Here is a 20,759-nt window from a genome sequence, read left to right as displayed (position 1 = left end):
CTCAGCACGGCAGCCTTGATGAGCCCTTGCCCTTCTCCTGGGAATTATGATCGGGCATCAATCTGCTGAGTGGCCCGAATCCCAGGAGGGGACTCTATATGCAAAAGGAATACCTGTCCGCCGCGGCGGAGGTGCTCAGCGACCAAGGTGTCGATGAGAACCTCGGCCTGAGCACCGGCGAGGCGTCGTCGCGTCTTGCCAAGACAGGCCCTAACAAGCTTGAGGAAGCCGAGAAAACGCCGCTTTGGAAGCGTTTCTTTGAGCAGATGGCCGACCCCATGGTCATCATGTTGATCGCGGCCGCGGTTATCAGCGCGCTCACGGGCATGGTCAAGGGCGAGCCCGACTTTGCTGATGTCGCCATCATCATGTTCGTCGTTATCGTCAACTCGGTGCTGGGCGTAGTCCAAGAGGCCAAGAGCGAGGAGGCCCTCGAAGCCCTGCAAGAGATGAGCGCGGCGCAGTCCAAGGTACTGCGCGACGGCAAGCTCGTGCACCTGCCGAGCGCCGAGCTCGTGCCCGGTGACGTGATCATGCTCGAGGCGGGCGACTCCGTCCCGGCCGACTGCCGCGTGCTCGAGAGCGCCACGATGAAGATCGAAGAGGCCGCACTCACCGGCGAGTCCGTGCCGGTCGAGAAGCACGCCAACGTGATCGAGCTTGCTGCGGGCACCGATGACGTGCCGCTCGGCGACCGCAAGAACATGTGCTACATGGGCTCCACCGTTGTGTACGGCCGTGGCCGCGCCGTCGTGGTCGGCACCGGTATGAACACCGAGATGGGCAAGATTGCCGGCGCCCTGGCCGAGGCTAAGGAAGAGCTCACGCCGCTGCAGGTGAAGCTCGCCGAGCTCAGCCGCATCCTTACCATCATGGTTATCGTCATCTGCGTCGTCATCTTTGGCGTCGATATCCTCCGCCACGGCGTGGGCAACGTCCTTACCGACCCGACCGCTTTGCTCGACACCTTTATGGTCGCCGTCTCGCTCGCCGTCGCTGCCATCCCCGAGGGCCTGGTCGCCGTTGTGACCATCGTGCTGTCGCTTGGCGTGACCAAGATGGCCAAGCGCCAGGCGATTATCCGCAAGCTTTCTGCCGTCGAGACCCTCGGCTGCACGCAGACCATCTGCTCCGACAAGACCGGTACCCTTACTCAAAACAAGATGACCGTCGTCAAGCACGAGCTTGCTGCGCCTAAGGAGAAGTTCCTGGCCGGTATGGCGCTGTGCTCCGATGCCCAGTGGGACGAGGATTTAGGCGAGGCCGTGGGCGAGCCGACCGAGTGCGCGCTTGTCAACGACGCCGGCAAGGCGGGCCTCACCGGCCTGACTGCCGAGCATCCGCGTGTGGGCGAGGCCCCGTTCGACTCGGGTCGTAAGATGATGTCCGTGGTCGTCGAGACCCTGGACGGCGAGTATGAGCAGTACACCAAGGGCGCGCCCGACGTGGTGATCGGCCTGTGCACCCACATCTACGAGGGCGATAAGGTCGTCCCCCTGACCGAGGAACGTCGTGCCGAGCTCGTGGCGGCCAACAAAGCCATGGCCGACGAGGCCCTGCGCGTGCTGGCGCTGGCGAGCCGCACCTACACCGAGGTTCCCGCCGACTGCAGTCCCGCTGCGCTCGAGCACGACCTGGTCTTCTGCGGCCTGTCCGGCATGATCGATCCCGTTCGCCCCGAGGTCGCCGACGCCATCCGCGAGGCCCACGATGCCGGTATTCGCACCGTGATGATCACGGGCGACCATATCGATACCGCCGTGGCCATTGCCAAGCAGCTGGGAATCGTCACCGATCGCAGCCATGCCATCACCGGTGCCGACCTCGATCGCATGAGCGACGAGGAGCTCGACGCGCATATCGAGGACTACGGCGTGTACGCCCGCGTCCAGCCCGAGCACAAGACCCGCATCGTCGAGGCTTGGAAGTCGCGCGACCAGATCGTGGCCATGACGGGCGACGGCGTCAACGATGCCCCGTCCATCAAACGCGCCGACATCGGCGTTGGCATGGGCATCACCGGCACCGACGTTACCAAGAACGTTGCCGACATGGTGCTTGCCGACGACAACTTCGCCACCATCATCGGTGCCTGCGAAGAGGGCCGTCGTATCTACGACAACATCCGCAAGGTCATCCAGTTCCTGCTTTCGGCCAACCTTGCCGAGGTCTTCTCGGTGTTCATCGCCACGCTCATCGGCTTTACCATCTTTCAGCCGGTGCAGCTGCTGTGGGTGAACCTGGTCACCGACTGCTTCCCCGCGCTCGCGCTGGGCATGGAGGACGCCGAGGGCGACATCATGAAGCGCAAGCCGCGCAACGCCAAGGACGGCGTCTTTGCCGGCAATATGGGCCTGGACTGCGTGGTCCAGGGCCTGATCATTACCGTGCTGGTGCTGGCGAGCTTCTTTGTGGGCGTGTACTTTGACATGGGCTACATCCACATCGCCGATATGATCGCAGGCAATGCCGACGAGGAAGGCGTGATGATGGCGTTCATCACGCTCAATATGGTCGAGATCTTCCACTGCTTCAATATGCGCAGCCGTCGTGCGTCGCTGTTCACCATGAAGAAGCAGAACAAGTGGCTGTGGGCCTCCGCCGCGCTGGCGCTGGTACTGACGGTGATCGTAACCGTGCAGCCGACGCTTGCCGAGATGTTCTTTGGTCCCGTGACGCTCGAGCTCAAGGGTGTTATCGCCGCGCTGGGCCTTGCCTTCCTGATCATTCCGCTGATGGAGATCTACAAGGCGATCATGCGCGCCGTGGAGAAGGAGTAGGTCGAAAGGCTATCCTTCCCACCGGCCCGACCGCCTGCGGGGTTTCCACGGGCACGTCCTCGCCGCTTTGCGGCTGCGGGATGTGCCCTTGGGAAACCCCTCCCGGCGGGCGGGCCTTCGGATAACCTCTCAGGACCATAAGCTGAGGGAAAGTTTGTGAGCTGGTCGGGCTTTGCCCGGCCAGCTCTTTTTGTTTTAAAATACCTGCTCAGTTGTGTGGTTTTGTGCTGGGAGGCATCTGTGGGCAAAGCTAAGGCTAAAGCGAAGAAAAAGACGACGGGGGCGCGGGCTAAGCGCGATCGTCGCCGGAAGCTCGCGACCGAGGCTCCCGCATCTGCTGAGGAGCTGCTGGCAAGCGTGCCGGGGCTTGACGCGTTGCAGGATGTTCCGGCGTTCGATGACCTGCCGGTCGATGCGGCTCAGCAGGCTGCATTTGACGACTTTTGCGCACAGGCTGAGGAACCCGAGCAGATGCAGCTCGGTGCCGTGGTGCGCCTGGACCGCGGATTTCCGCTGGTGGCAACTGCCGACGACACGTTTCGTGCCGAGCATGCCGTAGGGTTTGCCAAGTCGCGTGGCGAGGACGAGGTCTTGCTGCCCGCTGTGGGCGACCGCGTGGCGGTTCGCCGTGCTCCCGGGCACGATATGGGCGTGATTGAGTGCGTGCTGCCGCGCCATACGAGCTTTGAACGTTGGCGCGGCCGTGCCCGCGGAGAGCGCCAGGTGCTCTGCTCCAACGTGGATAGCGTGCTAATCGTGCAGGCGCTCGGTGCTGGCGAGGTGCTGCTCGACCGCGTGGCGCGCTCGCTGGTGTTGGCGCTCGACTGCGATGCCGAACCGGTGGTGGTGCTCACCAAAGCTGACCGCTGCGATGCCGAGGAGCTCGAGCGCGATCTGGACCGCGTGCGCCGCCTGGTGGGTCCGGACGTGCGCGTGATCGTGACGTCCTCTGCCGAGGGCCTCGGCCTGGACGAGGTCCGTTCCTGCGTGCCTGCTGGGAGCTGCGCCATGATTCTGGGCGAGTCGGGTGCCGGCAAGTCGACGCTGCTCAATGCACTGCTGGGCCACGATACGTTGGCGACCGGCGGTGTGCGCGAACGCGACGATCAGGGCCGTCACACTACCGTCGCGCGCGTGATGGTGGCGCTGCCGGGCGACGCCGGCGTGATCGCCGATGCCCCGGGCCTGCGCAGCCTACCGCTCGTGGGTCACGAGCGGGGTCTGGCGCGCGCCTTCCCCGAGATTGTCGAGGCATCGCGCGCGTGCCGGTTTGGCGATTGCACACATACCCATGAGCCGGGTTGCGCCGTTCGCGAGGCCGAGGACGCCGGGCAGATCGACGGCCTGCGTCTGGAAACGTTCCAAAACCTGGCGTCATCCATGCGCGTGAGCGCTCAAATGCTCGATCCCGATGTCCATTTGTAATTGATTTTTCCTATGACAGCCGTCTCCCAACTGTTCGGGAGACGGCTTTTTTGCTGTGGAAAAGCCTCGAAACATGCAGTTTGCTGACGTGCTGACCAAAACCTTGCCACGAGCTTGACGGGCTGGTCAGTTTTTGGTCAGCGATTGGTTTGACATCGAAAACCAAGATCGCGATTGCGCCGCTTTGCACTCTGACCGCCCAGACAATGGTGGTACGGGCATTCGCCCGGCACTGCCATGAGAGGAGCGGCCGTGAACAAGAGCAAGCGCATCGCCATCAGTCTGGTCGCAGGCGTGCTCGCTGCTCTGCTCTGCATGGTTTACGGCTCGTCGATCCGCTCGCAAGCCGAACAGGTCCAGGCTGAGACCTTGGCCAAGTACGGGGGCGATCGCGTCGAGGTATGCGTTGCGGCGCGCGATATCGATGTGGGCGAGACCCTCGATGAGACCAATGTCATAACCCAGGAATGGCTGACGAGCCTGCTGCCGCGTGACGCAGCGACCGAGCTGCGCCAGGTGCGCGGCGACGTGACGACTTCGCGTATTCCCAAAAACGCCGTGATCTGCAATGTCTACACCAAGGCCGAGAGCCACAAGCTCGAGGTGCCTAAGGGCAAGGTCGCCGTTTCGGTGGCGGTCGATGCCGAGCACTCGGTCGGCGGCGCCACGGGCGTGGGCAGCTACGTGGATGTGTATGTGCAAAAAGACGGCGTAACCGATCGGCTGTGCGGCGCGTACGTGATCGATACCAGTGAGGATTCCGGTGCCACGCGCGAGGGCAAGATCGAATGGGTGACGCTGGCGGCTGACCCCGAAGACGTCAAGGAACTGCTGGGCGCCTCGGGCAAGGGAACGGTCAGCTTGACGATTCCCGCCACGGCTCGCGGCAAAAAGAGCGGAGGCGACGAGTGATGAAGGCGATCTGGCTTGCGTGCTGCGCGTGCGGCGATTACGGGCTGTTGCAGCGGGAAGTCGAGGGCCGTGATGCGGGTGCACAGGTGCTTCGCGTGGGTGACCTGGACGGGCTGGTTTCCATGGCGCGGGCGTTTCCGTCGCGCCGCGGGGCTGCCATCATCGCGGCGTCTCTGTTTGATACCGAAGATGTGCGCAAGACTGTTGCGCGCCTGACGGCCGAAGGCCGCGTGAGTCGCGTGGTCGTGTTGATAGAAGCGCTCGATCCGTCGGATATCGAGGGGCTGTTTCGCGCGGGGGCGACCGAGGTCATCGCTGCGCACAGTATATGTGGCAACGGGCGCGCGGGCGAGGGAGCGGTTGATTCCGATCGGCGCATGACGATTGAGCCCGATGCTTTTGTTGATAGGGAACCCGGGGCGCCTCGCGCTACAAGAGGCCCGCGTGTTGATGATTATGGAAAAGCGGAAGCCGAGCATGGTCGGCGCCCCCGGAACCCCCTTGTATACGATGACGCTGGAGGGCCGGCACAGCATGCTGGCGACTCCCCGGCTGTAGATATGGGATACGTGCACGGCGTGAATCTGGCGGATGAACTGAACGAAGTTGAGGGCTTTGCCGGGTGCGGCGAGTTGTCGCCGATGCAGCATGAGCAGATTGCACAGAACGAGCCTGCCTCGCAGACCGAACAAGCTGCCATGCCGGCTTGGACGCAGCGTGTGGTTGCGGCGGGGGAGACGGGGACGCTGTCACCGACGCCCGCCCCGCCGCTTCAGATGCCGCCGGCAGACGCCGCCGCTCCGCCGCATCGAGCTCCGGTCATCTGCGCCATTTCGGGTTCGGGCGGTTGCGGCAAGTCGACGATTGTTGCCACCATGGCACACACATCGTCGCTGTTGGGCTTGCGTGCCGCCGTGCTCGACCTGGACCTGATGTTTGGAAACCTTTACGACTTGTTAGGCGTCGATGCTCCGCGCGATATAGCGGCACTTATCGAGCCGTCGGCGGCGGGCGCGCTCGCCGAGCCGGATATCGTAGCCGCATCGATGCGCGTGGCGCCGGGCGTTACGCTCTGGGGTCCCGTCGCGGCGCCCGAGCAAGCCGAGCTCATGGCACGTCCGGTGGAGCTATTGCTTGATGTTCTGCGTCGCGAATCCGACGTGGTCTTTATCGATACCTCGGTCTTTTGGGGCGACGCCGTGGCGGCTGCGGTGGCGGCGAGCGACCGTTGTCTGGTCGTTGGCGATGCGGCGGTGTCGTCCGCGACATCGGCGTCGCGCGTCATTGAACTGGCAAGTCGAGTAGGTGTGCCGCGCACGCGCATGAGCGCTGTGTTCAACCGGTTCGGTGCGCGCGGGGCAGACGAGGACGTCGCCATGCGCTTTGAGATTGCCTGTGCGTTGAGCTCCAAGATTCGTATCGCCGATGGCGGACAGGATCTCGCCGCGCTCATGGCGTTTGGGCGCGCTGACGAGGCAGTGGGGCAGACCAGCGCTTTTGCGACCAGTGTGCGCGAGGCCACGCGCGAGATGCTCGTGGAACTGGGGTGCGCCGTCGGCCCTTGGAGCGATATGGTCGCCGACCGTGCAACACGCACCGAACGCCCGCGTATTCGCCTTCCCTGGTCGCGCGAGGGTGATCAGCGATGAGCCTGCAAACGAGGATTAAGGCTGCCGGCGCTGCAGCGACGGCAGCGCCTGTAGATGCAGGGCGTCGCCGCGCGGTGAAACGACGCACCAAGCGCGCCGTAATGGACCGCATGGGTTACGACGAAGTGGCGCGTATCAGCGCCTATATCGACCCGGCGCTTGCCCGCTCGGAATTGCGTCCCGCGGTGGAGGCGGCGCTCAATGTTGAGGAGCCGACCGATCTCGCGACGCCCGAGCGCGAGACCATCATCGACGAGATTTTGGATGATGTGGTGGGCTTGGGGCCGTTGCAGCCGCTCATCGAGGACGACACCGTTACCGAGATCATGATCAACGGCTGCCGCTCGGCTTTCTTTGAACGCGGCGGCGTTTTGTATCCCATCGAGCACGCGTTTGAGGACGACGAACAGATCCGTGTGCTAATCGACCGCATCATCTCGCCACTTGGCCGCCGTATCGACGAGCGCAGCCCCATTGTCAACGCCCGCCTCAAAACGGGCTATCGCGTCAACGCGGTGATTCCGCCTGTGGCGATTGACGGACCGATTCTCACCATCCGAAAGTTCTCGGACCGTATCTGCTCTCTGGACGAGCTCGTGGGGTTGGGATCGCTGCCGCTTTGGTATGCGCAGCTGCTGTCGTGCGCGGTGTCGCTGCGACAGGACCTGGCGGTTGCGGGGGGCACGGGATCTGGTAAGACCACCCTGCTCAACGCGTTGTCATGCGAGATTTCCACCGGCGAGCGCATCGTGACGATCGAGGACTCTGCCGAGCTCAAGTTTGCGCATCATCCGCACGTGGTGCGCCTAGAGGCGCGCGAGGCTTCAATTGAGGGTGAGGGCGCGGTGACGATCCGCGACCTGGTAACTAATGCCCTGCGCATGCGCCCCGACCGCATCGTGGTGGGCGAGGTGCGCGGTGCCGAGTGCTGCGACATGTTGCAGGCCATGAACACGGGCCACGACGGGTCGCTCACCACACTTCATGCGGGTTCAGAACAGGAGACCGTGGTGCGCCTGACGTTGCTTGCACGTTATGGCATCGATCTGCCGAGCGAGCTCATCGAGGAGCAGATTGCCATGGCGCTCGACGGCATCGTGATGTCCGAGCGCCACGCCGATGGCAGGCGCTTTGTGGCCTCATATTCGGGGGTTCGCCGCGGCGTGTCGGGCGGTGTTGAGCTCGAACGCTACGTGACTTTCGATGCCGCCGAGTGCACCTGGACGCTCGACCGCGAGCCGCCGTTTATCGCAGAAGGCCTGCGGTCGGGGACGCTTACACAAGAGGAGGTGGACGAATGGAGATCGCTATGCCCCTCGTCGTAGGGGGCTTGGCAGGGCTTTCTGTCGCGACGGCGTGTGGGGCAGAGCCTCGTGTGCCGCAGGTACCGCCGGCGGAGCTGGCACGTCAGGCGCTCGAGACGGTGGCAGAGAAGCTGCCGCGTGAGCTGGTGGAAAACGATCTGCTGAAAAAGATCGCCCGTTCGTGGGCATCGTTGGTCCCCACAGATCGCTTTGGGCTTGCTATTGAGGATAACGCGACTCGCTTGGCATTTCTGCTGCTATCGAGCGGTGTCTGCTGCGTTTTGCTAACGATGGTGTCGTTATCGCCCCTCGGATTTGCCTTGGGACTTGTTGCCCCGTTTGCCGTTGGCGTCGCCCGGGATGGCTTTGAGAGTCGGCGCGAGCAACACGATGTGGAGGAGGCCATGCCCGAGGCGTTTACCGCACTTTCCATGTCGCTTGCCTCGGGACATTCGCTGGCCCAGGGCATGCGCTTTGTGGGCGCTCATGCGCAAGAGCCGGTGCATACCGAGTTTTTGCGGGTGGCGGCGGCGATCGATTGCGGCATCTCGGCGACCGATGCGCTCGACGACCTGCTTGTCCGCATCGACGCCCCCGGGCTTTCGCTTGTCGCGTTGGCGCTCAAGGTGTCGCAGCGAACCGGTGCCCCGCTTGCCGACCTGCTGGCCGAGGCGTCGAGCATGGTGGGGGAGCGCATTGAGCTCAAGCGCCGCCTGGATGTCAAGACGTCGCAGGCCCGCATGTCGGCGCATATGGTCGCGGCGATGCCGGCGGGCATGTGCGCGGTGTTGGCGCTGCTTTCGGCAGATTTTCGTCGCGGTCTTGTGACGCCTGCCGGTGCGGGCGCTGTGGTGCTGGGTCTTGCCCTCAACGCCGTTGCCCTGGTGGTTATCCGGCGCATTATGAGGGTGGAGCTATGAGCGCCCTGGTTGCAGTTGCGGCTTGCCTGTGCGCTCTGAGTGTATTTGTCGCGACGGGTTTGGATCGGGCGGATGCACGCAAGATCGCAGGTACCTGCAAGCGCGAGGCAGTGCTGGTCGCTGCTGCGGGTCGCTCGGTGGCCGATGCCCTGACCGCGCGAGTGAAGGGCGCGGTTGGGGCGGGCGGCCCGGCGCGAGTGTCGCTCGGCGAAGTGTCCGAGATGATCGATGTTGTTCGCTTGGGTCTTTCGGCCGGTCTTTCGTTTGATGCGGCGCTTGAGATTTTCTGCGCCAACCGCCGGTCAGTGCTGGCTCTTCGCCTTGAGCGGGCCCGCATGGCGTGGCAGGTGGGCGTGGGCACGCGTGAGGACGAGTTGTTGGCCGCCGCGCGCGACCTGGACGTGCGAGCGCTCGAGACCTTTGCCATCACGGTGGGGCAGGCGCTCGCCCTGGGTGCCCCACTTGCCGAGACGCTGGCCGCTCAAAGTCGCGAGATCCGTGCAGCTCATCGCGCCGCGGTTGAGCGCGAGATCGAGCGTGCGCCCGTCAAGCTGCTGATTCCCACCGGCACGCTCATCTTGCCGGCGTTGCTTCTGTCCATATTGGGCCCGCTGCTGGGAGCAGGCGGGATGATGTAGGGAGGAATACATGAACACGATGGTCGAAGTTGCTGACAAGGCTTGGAACTGGGCTTTTTGCCGGGCGATCCGCGCTCGCCAGCATGCCAAGGAACTGTTGCAGGAGGAGAGCGCGCAGGGTACCACCGAGTACGCCATTTTGGTGGGCGTGCTTGTGGTGATCGCGATTATTGCCATCGTTGCATTTAAAGGCAAGGTTAAAGAGCTATGGGATGCGATCAGCGAGGGCATCAACAGCCTGTAGAGGGCGAGCGCCCCATCGGGGTGCTGCTGGTGTTTGCTTGCCTGATCGTGGCGATAGCGGCGGTGCTTTGGGGGCTTAACGCCGCGCGGCAGCAGCGTCCTGGGGCCGCCTTCGACTCGGGCTCAGATTCGGCGGTGGCGTCTCAAAAAGATGAGACGCGAGATGCGGACGATTCGGATGTCGCTGTCACGGCGCAAACCTTTCTGCGGACGCTCGACAAGCGGTCTGCCACTGCGACGGATTCGCCTGAGGGCAACGCGATTGCGGTCCGGCTTGCATGGTCCGAGGACCGACCGATGACCGAGGCAGCGGCGGATATGTTACGCGCCTACCGCGAGGTGCCAACGGCCCAGCTCGCCCTGAGCGGCTATCTCGATATTAAGGGCAACGTATGGGGCGCCATCGTGCGCGATGGACGCGGCTGGGTCGATATGGTGACGGTTGCTGCGGATGTCGGCGATGCCTCGTGCCGCCTGCGAGTGATCCGCCTGAGCCCGCAGGCATCGAACTCAAAGGAGGGGTCGTGAAATGCATGACGTCCTGCGCGAGGAATCTGCCCAGGCGACGGTCGAATACGCCATCGTCACGGTGGCGCTGCTTTCCATCGTGCTGGCGATCGCGGGACTTTGGCGTGCTGGCACCGATGGGCGCTTGGCGGCGCTGGTCGAGCGGGCGGCATCCCATGGCGTCGCCTCGACGTCGGTTATCGACGCCGCTGCGGGCGCTAAGGACATCTCGTTGTATTGATATCGCGCGCGAGGACCGGGCGCAGTCTACGGTCGAGGCCGCTTTTTTGCTGCCGACGTTTCTGACGCTCATCCTTCTCGCACTGCAACCGGTGTGCCTGCTCTATACGCGCGCGGTCATGGAGTCTGCCGCCGCCGAGACCGCGCGGCTCATGACCACGACGACGGCGGAGGACGATGATCTTAAGGAGTTCACCCGCCGCCGGCTTGCCGCAGTGCCCAACGTTTCGATCTTTCATGCCGGCGGGCCGTTGTCGTGGGATATCGAGCTTGGCCGGGCCGGTGCGGGTGGCGTCTCGTCCGTGTCCGTTTCCGGCGAGGTCAAGCCGTTGCCTGTGATCGGTGCGTTTGCGCAGGCTATGGGTGGTACAGCCGAGGGCGGCTACGTTGAGCTCAAGGTCAATGTCTCGTATCAATCGCGTCCCGAATGGCTGGAGGGAGATTATGATTCGTGGATTGCTGCATGGGATTAAGCGTTTCTGGTCTAGACGCGTTTTGACGCGCCGTCCGAGCTGCCATCGCAAACGAGGCGGCTTTATGGGTCGAGCCGGTGTCGACCTGTTTATCGAAGACGGTGCCTACACCACGCTTTCCTCTGCCGTGGTCATCCTAGTGGTGCTCACGTTGTTGTTTTCGTCAACCGCGGCGATATGGAGCATGTCGCGTGCCGGGGATACCCAGATGGCGGCCGATAGCGGCGCGCTGGCGGGTGCCAACGTAGTGTCGTCCTATCACACGGCTGCCACGGTGGTTGATGCGAGTATCTTGAGTCTGGGGCTGGCGGGGTTTGCCACGATCGGGACGGGCCTGGTCGCCATCCTCATCCCGGGTGCCGAGCCGGTTGCTGGCAATATGGTCGACACCGGGATTGGGATCATTAAAACGCGCAACAAGTTTGCCAAAAGCGCATCGGAAGGCTTACAGAAAATCGAGACGGCTCTGCCGTATCTGGTTGCCGCGCGAGCTACACAGGCGGTGTCGGCGCAGGATACCGATAGCGTGAGCTATACCGGTACGGCGCTTGCCGTGCCCAGGACATCCGAGTCCGATTTCGTTGCGCTCGAGGGGTCCGAGATCTCGACCGATGCTATTAAAGACACGTCAGATGATTTAGAGCTCGCAGCCAAAAAGTTGAAGGAGGCTTCTGAAGATACGGCGAAAGCAAAAGAGCGCGCCTGGCTTGCGGACTGCGGCGGGTCGGACAAGGGCACGATTGGTAGCCGTTCGTGCATGTGGGAGCGCGCGAAGAAGCTGGCGTCGCTGCCGGGCGAGCTCAACCCACATTACGCATCGAGCGTCACGTGGGAGCCCCAGGTGGCGCTTGACCGAGCGAGAACATATTACCGTCAGCGCCTGGCAAATGAGAAACCGCTCGGCATCAGTGTTGAGATGCAGGCGGAGTCTGCCGCTCGAAAGGCGTTCTATCGGTATGCCGGTGAAGAGCTCGGGCGTGCCTCCATCGTGGACGACGGCACGAGCGTCGTCGCGGACCTGCCGCTGCTGCCGCGCAATGCGGACGAGGTCAGGGCGAGCGATCTTTATACCGATGCCGCGTGGCCGACGAGCAGCAATGACGGCAAGACGTACATCCATTATGGAACTGGCTGCCCAAACTATAAAAAGGGAGCGCCGGGAGGACTGTCATCGGTTGCTGACTTTGACGGGAGAGAAGCATGCGACCGCTGCCATTTTGGAGTCAAGACACTGGGTGCCGTCGCCGCTCCTTCTACATCGATCGAAAACGGCTTCGAGTATCACTTTGACAAGTTCAAAGACGCCATGGAAGACTACGCCGAATGCCGCAACAAAGAGCTTGAGCTCGAGCGACAGACCGAAGGCGAGGCCGATCGCGCGGGAAGCGCATTCGATCAGGCCATTCAAGCGCTTTCGGGTGAGCGTCCGCGTATCGCGCCGCCCGGTCGCAACGGCGTGGTCGCCCTTGCGGTTTCGGGCGATATGACCAGCCCCGATCAACTTAACTCCTCGTTTAACACGGCGGTTGAGCTTGGCAGTCGCGGTGCCATCTCTGCCGCGGTGCTGGCGCCCGATGAGGCGACGGCGCAAAACAACGTGCTTTCGCGATTTTTCTCGACATTGAAGGAACGCTCGGGCGGCGTTGCCGGCGTGCTCGACGGCGTCATGGATGTTTGGGGACGGCTGCTCGTAGGATACGGTGATATCCAAGGTTCGGCCGACGAACTTATGGACGAGATGATTAAAGACCTAGGAGGGGGCGGCGGCGCGTTGGGCTCCATCGCATCGTGGCTCGGCGATACCGTTTCGGCGTCCGTGGCGGCGCTGGGTTTGGAACCGTGCGACTTGCGCCTGCGAAAGCCGGTGCTGACCGATTCCGCCAACGTCATTAAGAGTCCGGGGTCTGACATTGCTGGTTTCTCTCAAGCGCAAGACAAGCTGCGAGGTATTCCGTTGGGCGTGACCGATCCCAAGGCGCTTTGCGAGGCGTTGGAATATCAAGTCGAACGCACCATTGGCGGTACGGTGTTCACGCTTGCGGAGATTCCTCTGCCCGGCGGCGGCTCCATCCCACTCACCGTCGATGTCGCCACGCTGGTTGGCGCTCTGGGCGGTGGGTCGTAATGAGTATCCGCATGCGTCTGCGCGAGGAGCGCGCCCAAGCGACGGTGGAGATGGCAGTGGTTACGCCCGTTTTGCTGGTGCTGGCACTCATCGTGTACAACGTCATGATCTTTGCCAGCGCTGTCGCGCGCTTCGACCGCGTGGTGCCCGACATCGTGTTGGCGCACGCCGTGGCGTCGGAGGGGGAGGGCGGCGAAAGCTCTGCCGATGCCTCGGCGACGGTTCAGACTCAAATTCTGAATGCCATGGAAGGCTATGACTTGCAGATCGAAGTGTCGAGCGAGCAAGGCGCGGAGGCATCGGATGGTGGCCTGCTCTCCCTATCCGGTACGTTTAGGACCTACACCTGCACCATGCACTATGAGCCGTGGCCGACTTCTCTCAGCATCGCTGGCGTTCCGCTGGGGGCGCCGACAACGTTGTCGCACGAGCGCGCGGTGACGGTCGATCCATGGCGTCCGGGGGTGGTTATGTGACCGCGGTCTCGTCCTACATCGCTTACGCGCGGGCACTCAACAGGCTGGGTTGGACGCCGGCCGAGTTTGCGGTGGCGGAGTCGTTCGTCGTGCGCCTGCTCGGCATGCTGGGACGGCGTCCGGTTGCCGCCAACGGCCTGCCGCTCGTCATGGCGTTTCCGCACTGTTCCTCGGTCCACACGTGTTTTATGGCCTATCCCATCGATATCGCCTTTATCGACCGCAACGGCAACATCCTCGCACGCTATGAAAACGTCCGTCCGTGGCGCATGTGCTCTCACCCGTGCGCCTGGGCCGTACTGGAACGTCCCTCAATCCTCGCCTCGCTCCCTGTCCTCCAACAAGTGCCGGCGTAAGAATTGGCGACAGCGGACTTTCGTCATACGAAATTGGGTAAGATGGAGGAGAAGATGCATGGATGTTGAGATCCATCCCAACGCTAAAAAGCACCTGACGGAAAAGCAGGTGCTTAGCGCCTGGCTTGCGGTTACTGAGTGCATTCGTCGCGAGTCGAAGGACGAGCCGCCGAGATGGCTTGCGATTGGATGGCTCCCAGACGGACGAAGCGTGGAGCTTGTCGCGGTCGAGCTTGTCCGTGGGTGGCTTATCATTCATGCCTTGTCTCCAGTCCAGAAGAAATTTTGGCAGAAGATTGAACAGACTCGGCAAAGGGGTCGATGATGGGCAAGACGTATACGGCCGCTAATGGTCAGGTTGTAACGGATGAAATGATTGACGCGTGGTGCAAGTCGTACGAGCGCGGAGAGTTTCCGGATGGCGAACACACCGTTGGTGGGATTGTGCATGGACGGCCCCCACTCTCAGGTGAGGGGACGGCAACGCTGTCGGTCAAGATTCCTCTGGGAATGAAGGAGGCCATTCGTCGACGGGCGGCTGTCGAGGGGATGACGCCAAGTGAGTTTGCCCGTGCGGCTCTGAGTGAAAAACTTCTTGCTTCCGGCTGATGCCTCTGACGTGCCGATTTATAGAACCGAGACTGCGCTCAAAAACTTTTTTAAAATTCTCGGTTGACCGGAACGCGTCCTTGGTTATACTAATCAAGCCTTGAAACAAGGCACACCTCAAATGGCTGGGTAGCTCAGTTGGTAGAGCAGAGGACTGAAAATCCTCGTGTCAGGGGTTCGATTCCCTTCCCCGCCACCTTGAATTGACTAGGACCTCTGCAAAGGGGTCCTTTTCTTTTATGCAGCCCCCACATGGAATCGAACACCGTGAGGGCGCGGAGCTGAGTAAACGCGTAAGCGTTTGCCAGCGCAGCTCGCAAGGCGCGCAAGCGCCGCAGCGGTCCGTCCGCGCAGCGCGCGGACGCGATTCCCTTCCCCGCCACCTTGAATTGACTAGGACCTCTGCAAAGGGGTCCTTTTCTTTTATGTAGTCCCCTGCGGAAAGCGCATCCCAGACATTCCTCCCGCTTTTGCGTCACTTTTCAGACCATTCGGTCGCCTGTCCGCACGCGCGGGTATACTCAAAACGATACTTTTCCTATGCAATACGATGCGGGCTCGACCTGCACGATCCGAAGGGGGCAGTGATGGAGAGGATACTCGGCGTTAATCTCTCTGGCTGGTTTATTCCCGAGCCTTGGGTGACCCCGTCGCTGTATGCGGCGACCGGCGCATCCAACGCGGCTGAGCTACAGGAGGCCATGGGCACCGCCGCCTATAACGAGCGCATGCGCCGTCATTACGAGACGTTTGTGAGCGAGGACGATTTTCGCCGTATGGCGCAGATCGGCCTCAACGCCGTGCGCCTGCCGGTGCCTTGGTATGCCTTTGGCTCACAGGAGTCCGATGCCTCCTACATCTCGGTTGTCGACTACATCGACCGCGCGATTGAGTGGGCTGCCAAGTACAACATTCGCGTGCTGCTTGACCTGGCAACTGTGCCCGGTGGTCAGGGCGATTCCAACGATTCGCCCACCACGCCGGAGGCTGTTGCCGAGTGGCATTCGTCCACTAACGGCCGCCATGTCGCACTCGACGTGCTCGAGCGTTTGGCCGATCGCTACGGTGAGGCCGAGAGCCTGCTGGGCATTGAGCTGCTTGACACGCCGCAGATGAGCGTCCGCAAGAGCCTCTTTACCATGACGGATGGCATTCCTGCTCACTACCTGCGCAACTTCTATCGCGATGCTTACGAGCTCGTCCGTTCGTATATGCCCGAGGATAAAATCGTCGTCTTCTCGTCTTCGGGGTATCCCAGCGAGTGGAAGCATTTTATGCGCGGCACCAAGTACAAGAACGTCTACATGGACCTTCACCTGTACCATTACCGTGACGAGTATGCACTCGACATCACGAGCCCCCGCGGGCTGACGACGGCGATTTCGCGTAACAAGCGCGAGCTTAAAGAAGCGATTTCGACGGGGTTCCCCGTGCTGGTGGGCGAATGGTCGGGTGCGGCGATCTTTGCCAACTCGTCGGTTACGCCCGAGGGCCGCAATGCCTACGAGCGCGTGTTCATCGCCAATCAGCTGGCATCGTTTGCGCCGGCTGCCGGTTGGTTCTTCCAAACGTGGAAGACCGAGAAGCGTATTGCGGCATGGGATGCCCGCGCGGCGCTCGGTACGCTCGAGCGCGGCATGATTGAATAGGTTGATATGACGCAAAACAGCGCCCATACGGGCAAACTCTATGTGGTCGGCACGCCCATCGGCAACTTGGGAGACCTGTCCCCGCGCGTTGGCGAGGCGTTTGCCGCCGCCGATGCCATCTGCTGCGAAGACACGCGTGTGACGTCAAAGCTGCTAATGCACCTGGGTATCTCCAAGCCGCTTGTCCGTTGCGACGAGAATGTGATCGCCAGCCGCGCCGCCGGCCTGGTCGACCGTCTGCTGGCGGGGGAAACCCTCGCCTTTGCCTCGGACGCCGGCATGCCGAGCGTGTCCGATCCCGGCCAGGCGCTGGTCGAGGCAGCGCGCGAGGCCGATGTGCCCGTCGAAGTTATCCCCGGGCCCTCTGCTTGCGTCACGGCGCTCGTTTCGTCCGGCATTCCCTGCGAGCAATTTTTCTTCGAGGGCTTTTTGGGCCGCAAGCACGGTGACCGCGTGCGCCGTCTGCAGCGCCTTGCCGTGGTGCCCGGCGCGCTCATCTTCTACGAGTCTCCACATCGCATCGTGGCGACGCTCGAGGCTGTGGCCGAGGTCTTTCCCCAGCGTGAGGTTGCCGTCTGCCGCGAACTCACCAAGCTACACGAGGAGGTCTTGCGTGGGCCCGCCGCCCAGCTTGCCGAGGAGCTGCGTGCTCGTGGCGAGGTAAAGGGCGAGATTGCGCTGGTCATCGCGCCGCCGAGTGAGGACGAGGAGGCCGGCATCGTGCCGGCTGGCGCTGCGGCGGCAGATCCCGACGAGGCCCTGCGCGAGGATATCCGCGCCGCGCTCGAGGAGGGGGAGCCCGCTTCTGCGGTGGCCAAGCGCCTGTCTCAGAAGTATTCGCGCCGCAAGCGCGATGTCTATGCCATGGTGCTCGATATGCAATAGATGGAGGATATCCAGCCCTTGCGCTAGAATCATCCCCTGTATGCAACGTTTTTCTGGAGGACTAACCCCATGGATCAAAGCAAGCCTTCGTTCTTTATCACGACGCCCATCTACTACGTCAACGCCGATCCGCACCTGGGCACGGCTTATTCCACCATCATCGCCGACGTCCAGGCTCGTTATCGCCGCTCTGCCGGCTACAACGTCAAGTTCCTGACCGGCATGGACGAGCATGGCGAGAAGGTCGCCGAGGCCGCAGCCAAGCACAACATGACGCCGCAGGAGTGGACCGACAGCCAGGCTCCGCACTTCAAGGAGTTGTGGAACAAGCTCGAGATCTCCAATGACGACTTCATCCGCACCACCGAGCCGCGCCAGCATCATGCCGTACAGTACCTGTGGGAGCGCATGAAGGAGTCCGGCTACCTGTATAAGGGCAGCTACGATGGTTGGTATTGCGTGCCCGACGAGACCTACTTCACCGATACGCAGGTCCAGAAGGGTGACGAGGAGTACGGCAGCGTCGGTCAGCACCTGTGCCCCGATTGCCACCGTCCGCTTGAGCGCGTGCAGGAGGAGTCTTACTTCTTTAAACTTTCCGCCTTCCAGGACAAGCTGCTCAAGCTCTATGACGAGCACCCCGACTTTGTTGAGCCTGCGTTCCGCATGAACGAGGTGCGCAGCTTTGTCGAGGGCGGCCTCAACGATCTTTCCGTGAGCCGCACGAGCTTTGACTGGGGCATTCAGGTTCCGTTTGATGAGGGCCACGTGACCTACGTGTGGTTCGACGCCCTGCTCAACTATATGACGGCTGTCGGCTACGGTGTCGACACCGACGAGGCCCGTGCCGAGCTGGCCTATCGCTGGCCCGCGCAGTTCCACATCGTGGGCAAGGACATCATCCGCTTCCACTGCGTCATTTGGCCCGCCATGCTTATGGCCATCGGCGAGGCCCTGCCCGAGCACGTCTTTGCCCACGGCTTCCTGACCGTGCGCAATGCCGAGACCGGCAAGGCCGAGAAGATGTCCAAGAGCCGCGGCAACGCCATCGCTCCGCAGGACGTCATCGACATGCTGGGTGTCGAGGGCTATCGCTATTACTTCATGACCGACGTGGTGCCCGGCACCGACGGCGCCATCAGCTTCGATCGCATGGAGCAGGTCTACAACGCCGACCTGGCCAACAGCTGGGGCAACCTTATCTCGCGTTCGCTCAACATGAGCGGCAAGTACTTTGACGGCTGCGCGCCCGCCAAGCCCGCATCGTTCGATGCGTTCGACAACCCGCTGGCAAAGATTGCCGATGGCCTGGTTGAGCGCTATATGGCCAAGATGGACGTGCTCGATTACGGTGGAGCCAAGGACGAGGTCATGGAGCTCATCCACGCCGCCAACCATTACATCGAGGACTCCGAGCCTTGGGCGCTTGCCAAGGACGAGGCCAAGGCTGACGAGCTCGCGTTTGTGATCTACAACCTGCTCGAAGCCATCCGCATCGCCGCCCACCTGCTGATGCCGCTCATGCCTCAGACTTCTGCCGAGGCTCTGCGCCGTCTGTCCTGCGAGGACGAGGCCGCAAGCGACGATCTCAAGGGTATTTGCGCTTGGGGTCTGCTTGCCGGCGGCGCTCCCGTCGAGAAGGGCGAGCCGCTGTTCCCGCGTCTGGGCTAAGACACCGCGCGCCATATCGGCAATTCGCAGTTTAGGTGTAAGGGCATGGCCGCAACGGTCCATGCCCTTTTGTTTCAAGACGTCGCCACCATGCTAAGGAGGCAACTATGACAACTTCGCCTTTGGCAAACCCCACGGCAACAAGGGAGCTGCTGGAGGAGTTTGGCCTTGCGACCAAGCATCGCCTGGGCCAGAACTTTCTAATCGACAACCATGTGATTGAGCGTATCTGCGAGCTTGCCGAGCTTGCAGGTGACGAGCGCGTACTCGAGGTGGGTCCGGGTGTTGGCACGCTCACGCTTGCGCTGCTGCAGGAGGCTGCGTGCGTCACGTCGATCGAGGCCGATCCCGAGCTCGAGCCGGTGCTCGATGCCCATGCTGCCGACTATGCCAACTTCCGCTTTATTATGGGCGATGCGCTCAAGGTGGGCCCGGAGCAGATTGAGCAGGCTGCTGGCGGCGAGCCCACGGTATTTGTCGCGAACTTGCCCTATAACGTGGCGGCGACGATCATTTTGCAATTTTTCCAGACGATGCCGGCGCTCAAGCGTGCCGTCGTCATGGTGCAAAAGGAGGTTGCCGATCGCATTGCCGCGACGCCGGGCAATAAGACCTATGGCGGCTATACGGCAAAGCTCGGCCTGTATACGCAGGTGACGGGTCGCTTTGAGGTGCCGCCGCGCTGCTTTATGCCGGCGCCGCATGTGGACTCAGCCGTCGTGCGCATCGACCGCGTTGACGGCGTGGTGCCCGAGGGGCTCGATTGCGAGTTTGTGGCCCGCGTGATCGACGCCGCATTTGCTCAGCGTCGCAAGACTATCCGCAATTCCATGAGCGCCAACGGCTTTGCCAAGGACGTGCTCGATGCCGCCTTTGAGGTTTGCGGTATCGCGCCGGCCACGCGAGCCGAGACACTCGATGTTGCCGACTTTGTCCGTCTGGCCCAGGAGCTCATCCATGATGCCTAATGCCGAACGTGTGACGTTTACCAAGAAAAAGAAAACGGTCGCCTGTCCGGAGCCCTTGGCGCCGCTCGCTGATACTCATGCGCACCTGCTTTCGTTTTGGGGCAAGGAAGTGCCCGAGACGCTCGTGCGCTCTAAAGCCGCGGGCGTCGACCTGTTGGTGACGATCTTCGACCCTATTGCCGATAAGCGCAGCGTGACGGACTATAGCGACTGGCTGACGCGCGAGATTCTGCCGATGCAGGATATCCCGCAGATCAAGTATCTTGCCGGCGTGCATCCGTATGGCGCGCCGGACTATACCGACGATGTTCACGCACAGGTCGTTGCCGCACTCGATGACCCCTTATGCGCCGGTATTGGCGAAATCGGCCTGGACTACCACATGGACTATGACGACGATATCGCGCCGGCGCCCCATAACGTGCAGATTGACTGTATGGCGCGCCAGCTCGAGCTTGCCGTGTGCCGTAACGTGCCGGTGGAGCTGCATCTGCGTCACGAGGACACGGACCCGGAGCGTACCTCGCACGTGGACGCCTACAACGTGCTTCGTGAGGTGGGCGTGCCCCAGGCCGGTTGTGTGCTGCACTGCTTTGGCGAGGACCGCGCCACGATGGAGCGCTTTGTGGAGCTGGGCTGCTATATCGCCTATGGTGGTGCGGCCACCTTTAAGCGCAACGACGACGTGCGCGAGGCATTTGCGGCGACCCCGCTCGACCGCATTTTGTTCGAGACGGATTGCCCGTATATGGCGCCGGAGCCCATTCGAGGTCTTGAGTGCGAGCCGGCAATGATTTCAATCACGGCAAACACGCTGGTCAACGACCGTGTCGATCGCACTGGTGAGGACGCCGAAACAATCGCGCAAGCCGCTTGGGAAAATGCTTGCAAACTTTTTCAAAAATAGTTCTTGCGTTCACGGTGGCGCT

The 20,759-nt window shown here is 62.3% G+C and carries 21 protein-coding genes and 1 tRNA gene; all 22 read left to right on the top strand.

Annotated features, from left to right (window positions below):
* Positions 1 to 98: 98 nt before the first annotated feature.
* The 22 genes from DWZ22_RS07120 to DWZ22_RS07015 all read left to right on the top strand — a co-directional run bounded on the left by DWZ22_RS07120 (position 99) and on the right by DWZ22_RS07015 (position 20,737).
* Positions 99 to 2,780 carry a cation-translocating P-type ATPase gene (locus DWZ22_RS07120; RefSeq protein ID WP_118405785.1) on the top strand — a complete coding sequence of 894 codons (2,682 nt, stop codon included), beginning with the start codon at positions 99 to 101 and terminating at the stop codon, positions 2,778 to 2,780.
* A 471-nt stretch (positions 2,781 to 3,251) separates the two neighbouring features.
* Positions 3,252 to 4,205, top strand: a complete 954-nt coding sequence (rsgA, locus tag DWZ22_RS07115) for a ribosome small subunit-dependent GTPase A (protein WP_199583468.1) — start codon at positions 3,252 to 3,254, stop codon at positions 4,203 to 4,205.
* Between the two features lie 252 nt (positions 4,206 to 4,457).
* Positions 4,458 to 5,117 (top strand): Flp pilus assembly protein CpaB, encoded by a 660-nt coding sequence (gene cpaB, locus DWZ22_RS07110; RefSeq protein WP_022094089.1) that lies wholly within the window; start codon positions 4,458 to 4,460, stop codon positions 5,115 to 5,117.
* Positions 5,117 to 6,766: a P-loop NTPase gene (locus DWZ22_RS07105; RefSeq protein ID WP_118405784.1), complete on the top strand. Its 1,650-nt coding sequence runs from the start codon at positions 5,117 to 5,119 to the stop codon at positions 6,764 to 6,766. The genes cpaB and DWZ22_RS07105 overlap by 1 nt, the downstream gene beginning before the upstream one ends.
* On the top strand, positions 6,763 to 8,091 hold the full coding sequence (locus tag DWZ22_RS07100; protein WP_117763566.1) for a CpaF family protein: 1,329 nt from the start codon (positions 6,763 to 6,765) through the stop codon (positions 8,089 to 8,091). Before DWZ22_RS07105 ends, DWZ22_RS07100 begins: the two co-directional genes overlap by 4 nt.
* Entirely contained in the window at positions 8,064 to 8,990 is a 927-nt protein-coding gene (locus DWZ22_RS07095) for a type II secretion system F family protein (protein ID WP_118405783.1), read from the top strand. Before DWZ22_RS07100 ends, DWZ22_RS07095 begins: the two co-directional genes overlap by 28 nt.
* Positions 8,987 to 9,628: a type II secretion system F family protein gene (locus DWZ22_RS07090; RefSeq protein ID WP_117734714.1), complete on the top strand. Its 642-nt coding sequence runs from the start codon at positions 8,987 to 8,989 to the stop codon at positions 9,626 to 9,628. The genes DWZ22_RS07095 and DWZ22_RS07090 overlap by 4 nt, the downstream gene beginning before the upstream one ends.
* Before the next feature lie 10 nt (positions 9,629 to 9,638).
* On the top strand, positions 9,639 to 9,872 hold the full coding sequence (locus DWZ22_RS07085) for a hypothetical protein (protein ID WP_117734713.1): 234 nt from the start codon (positions 9,639 to 9,641) through the stop codon (positions 9,870 to 9,872).
* Complete coding sequence (locus DWZ22_RS10235) at positions 9,836 to 10,399, top strand: hypothetical protein (protein WP_118405782.1); 564 nt, start codon at positions 9,836 to 9,838, stop codon at positions 10,397 to 10,399. Before DWZ22_RS07085 ends, DWZ22_RS10235 begins: the two co-directional genes overlap by 37 nt.
* 1 nt (position 10,400) lies before the next feature.
* Positions 10,401 to 10,619 (top strand): hypothetical protein, encoded by a 219-nt coding sequence (locus DWZ22_RS07075; RefSeq protein ID WP_118405781.1) that lies wholly within the window; start codon positions 10,401 to 10,403, stop codon positions 10,617 to 10,619.
* A complete protein-coding gene (locus tag DWZ22_RS07070; protein ID WP_118405780.1) occupies positions 10,555 to 11,091 on the top strand; it encodes a TadE/TadG family type IV pilus assembly protein in 537 nt (178 codons plus the stop codon). Before DWZ22_RS07075 ends, DWZ22_RS07070 begins: the two co-directional genes overlap by 65 nt.
* Positions 11,092 to 11,155: 64 nt before the next feature.
* On the top strand, positions 11,156 to 13,216 hold the full coding sequence (locus DWZ22_RS07065) for a hypothetical protein (protein ID WP_118405779.1): 2,061 nt from the start codon (positions 11,156 to 11,158) through the stop codon (positions 13,214 to 13,216).
* Positions 13,216 to 13,692: a TadE/TadG family type IV pilus assembly protein gene (locus tag DWZ22_RS07060; RefSeq protein WP_117734708.1), complete on the top strand. Its 477-nt coding sequence runs from the start codon at positions 13,216 to 13,218 to the stop codon at positions 13,690 to 13,692. Before DWZ22_RS07065 ends, DWZ22_RS07060 begins: the two co-directional genes overlap by 1 nt.
* Entirely contained in the window at positions 13,668 to 14,048 is a 381-nt protein-coding gene (locus tag DWZ22_RS07055) for a DUF192 domain-containing protein (protein WP_118405778.1), read from the top strand. Before DWZ22_RS07060 ends, DWZ22_RS07055 begins: the two co-directional genes overlap by 25 nt.
* 58 nt (positions 14,049 to 14,106) lie before the next feature.
* Positions 14,107 to 14,373: a hypothetical protein gene (locus tag DWZ22_RS07050; protein WP_117734706.1), complete on the top strand. Its 267-nt coding sequence runs from the start codon at positions 14,107 to 14,109 to the stop codon at positions 14,371 to 14,373.
* Positions 14,373 to 14,657 (top strand): ribbon-helix-helix domain-containing protein, encoded by a 285-nt coding sequence (locus tag DWZ22_RS07045; protein ID WP_118405777.1) that lies wholly within the window; start codon positions 14,373 to 14,375, stop codon positions 14,655 to 14,657. Before DWZ22_RS07050 ends, DWZ22_RS07045 begins: the two co-directional genes overlap by 1 nt.
* A gap of 123 nt (positions 14,658 to 14,780) precedes the next feature.
* Positions 14,781 to 14,853, top strand: a tRNA-Phe gene (locus DWZ22_RS07040).
* Positions 14,854 to 15,244: 391 nt separating this feature from the next.
* Positions 15,245 to 16,306 (top strand): glycoside hydrolase family 5 protein, encoded by a 1,062-nt coding sequence (locus DWZ22_RS07035; protein ID WP_117634285.1) that lies wholly within the window; start codon positions 15,245 to 15,247, stop codon positions 16,304 to 16,306.
* Between the two features lie 6 nt (positions 16,307 to 16,312).
* Positions 16,313 to 17,191, top strand: coding sequence for a 16S rRNA (cytidine(1402)-2'-O)-methyltransferase (rsmI, locus tag DWZ22_RS07030; protein ID WP_117634283.1), 879 nt, complete (start codon positions 16,313 to 16,315; stop codon positions 17,189 to 17,191).
* Between the two features lie 69 nt (positions 17,192 to 17,260).
* A complete protein-coding gene (metG, locus tag DWZ22_RS07025; RefSeq protein WP_117634281.1) occupies positions 17,261 to 18,862 on the top strand; it encodes a methionine--tRNA ligase in 1,602 nt (533 codons plus the stop codon).
* Between the two features lie 107 nt (positions 18,863 to 18,969).
* The gene (gene rsmA, locus DWZ22_RS07020) at positions 18,970 to 19,830 is read left to right on the top strand and encodes a 16S rRNA (adenine(1518)-N(6)/adenine(1519)-N(6))-dimethyltransferase RsmA (RefSeq protein WP_118098035.1); all 861 of its coding nucleotides are present in this window, start codon (positions 18,970 to 18,972) and stop codon (positions 19,828 to 19,830) included.
* Positions 19,820 to 20,737 carry a TatD family hydrolase gene (locus DWZ22_RS07015; protein WP_118405776.1) on the top strand — a complete coding sequence of 306 codons (918 nt, stop codon included), beginning with the start codon at positions 19,820 to 19,822 and terminating at the stop codon, positions 20,735 to 20,737. Before rsmA ends, DWZ22_RS07015 begins: the two co-directional genes overlap by 11 nt.
* Positions 20,738 to 20,759: the final 22 nt, after the last annotated feature.

Origin of the sequence: Collinsella sp. AF31-11, from assembly GCF_003475605.1 — a bacterium.
Lineage (GTDB): Bacteria > Actinomycetota > Coriobacteriia > Coriobacteriales > Coriobacteriaceae > Collinsella.
Note: the sequence above shows the minus strand (reverse complement) of the source record. Positions and strands in the feature narration are given on the sequence as shown.

Coding starts and splice junctions, on each gene's coding strand:
- DWZ22_RS07120 (WP_118405785.1), top strand. CDS start 99: ATGCAAAAGGAATACCTGTCCGCCGCGGCGGAGGTGCTCAGCGACCAA.
- rsgA (WP_199583468.1), top strand. CDS start 3,252: ATGCAGCTCGGTGCCGTGGTGCGCCTGGACCGCGGATTTCCGCTGGTG.
- DWZ22_RS07105 (WP_118405784.1), top strand. CDS start 5,117: ATGAAGGCGATCTGGCTTGCGTGCTGCGCGTGCGGCGATTACGGGCTG.
- DWZ22_RS07100 (WP_117763566.1), top strand. CDS start 6,763: ATGAGCCTGCAAACGAGGATTAAGGCTGCCGGCGCTGCAGCGACGGCA.
- DWZ22_RS07095 (WP_118405783.1), top strand. CDS start 8,064: ATGGAGATCGCTATGCCCCTCGTCGTAGGGGGCTTGGCAGGGCTTTCT.
- DWZ22_RS07090 (WP_117734714.1), top strand. CDS start 8,987: ATGAGCGCCCTGGTTGCAGTTGCGGCTTGCCTGTGCGCTCTGAGTGTA.
- DWZ22_RS07085 (WP_117734713.1), top strand. CDS start 9,639: ATGAACACGATGGTCGAAGTTGCTGACAAGGCTTGGAACTGGGCTTTT.
- DWZ22_RS10235 (WP_118405782.1), top strand. CDS start 9,836: ATGGGATGCGATCAGCGAGGGCATCAACAGCCTGTAGAGGGCGAGCGC.
- DWZ22_RS07075 (WP_118405781.1), top strand. CDS start 10,401: ATGCATGACGTCCTGCGCGAGGAATCTGCCCAGGCGACGGTCGAATAC.
- DWZ22_RS07070 (WP_118405780.1), top strand. CDS start 10,555: ATGGCGTCGCCTCGACGTCGGTTATCGACGCCGCTGCGGGCGCTAAGG.
- DWZ22_RS07065 (WP_118405779.1), top strand. CDS start 11,156: ATGGGTCGAGCCGGTGTCGACCTGTTTATCGAAGACGGTGCCTACACC.
- DWZ22_RS07060 (WP_117734708.1), top strand. CDS start 13,216: ATGAGTATCCGCATGCGTCTGCGCGAGGAGCGCGCCCAAGCGACGGTG.
- DWZ22_RS07055 (WP_118405778.1), top strand. CDS start 13,668: ATGGCGTCCGGGGGTGGTTATGTGACCGCGGTCTCGTCCTACATCGCT.
- DWZ22_RS07050 (WP_117734706.1), top strand. CDS start 14,107: ATGGATGTTGAGATCCATCCCAACGCTAAAAAGCACCTGACGGAAAAG.
- DWZ22_RS07045 (WP_118405777.1), top strand. CDS start 14,373: ATGGGCAAGACGTATACGGCCGCTAATGGTCAGGTTGTAACGGATGAA.
- DWZ22_RS07035 (WP_117634285.1), top strand. CDS start 15,245: ATGGAGAGGATACTCGGCGTTAATCTCTCTGGCTGGTTTATTCCCGAG.
- rsmI (WP_117634283.1), top strand. CDS start 16,313: ATGACGCAAAACAGCGCCCATACGGGCAAACTCTATGTGGTCGGCACG.
- metG (WP_117634281.1), top strand. CDS start 17,261: ATGGATCAAAGCAAGCCTTCGTTCTTTATCACGACGCCCATCTACTAC.
- rsmA (WP_118098035.1), top strand. CDS start 18,970: ATGACAACTTCGCCTTTGGCAAACCCCACGGCAACAAGGGAGCTGCTG.
- DWZ22_RS07015 (WP_118405776.1), top strand. CDS start 19,820: ATGATGCCTAATGCCGAACGTGTGACGTTTACCAAGAAAAAGAAAACG.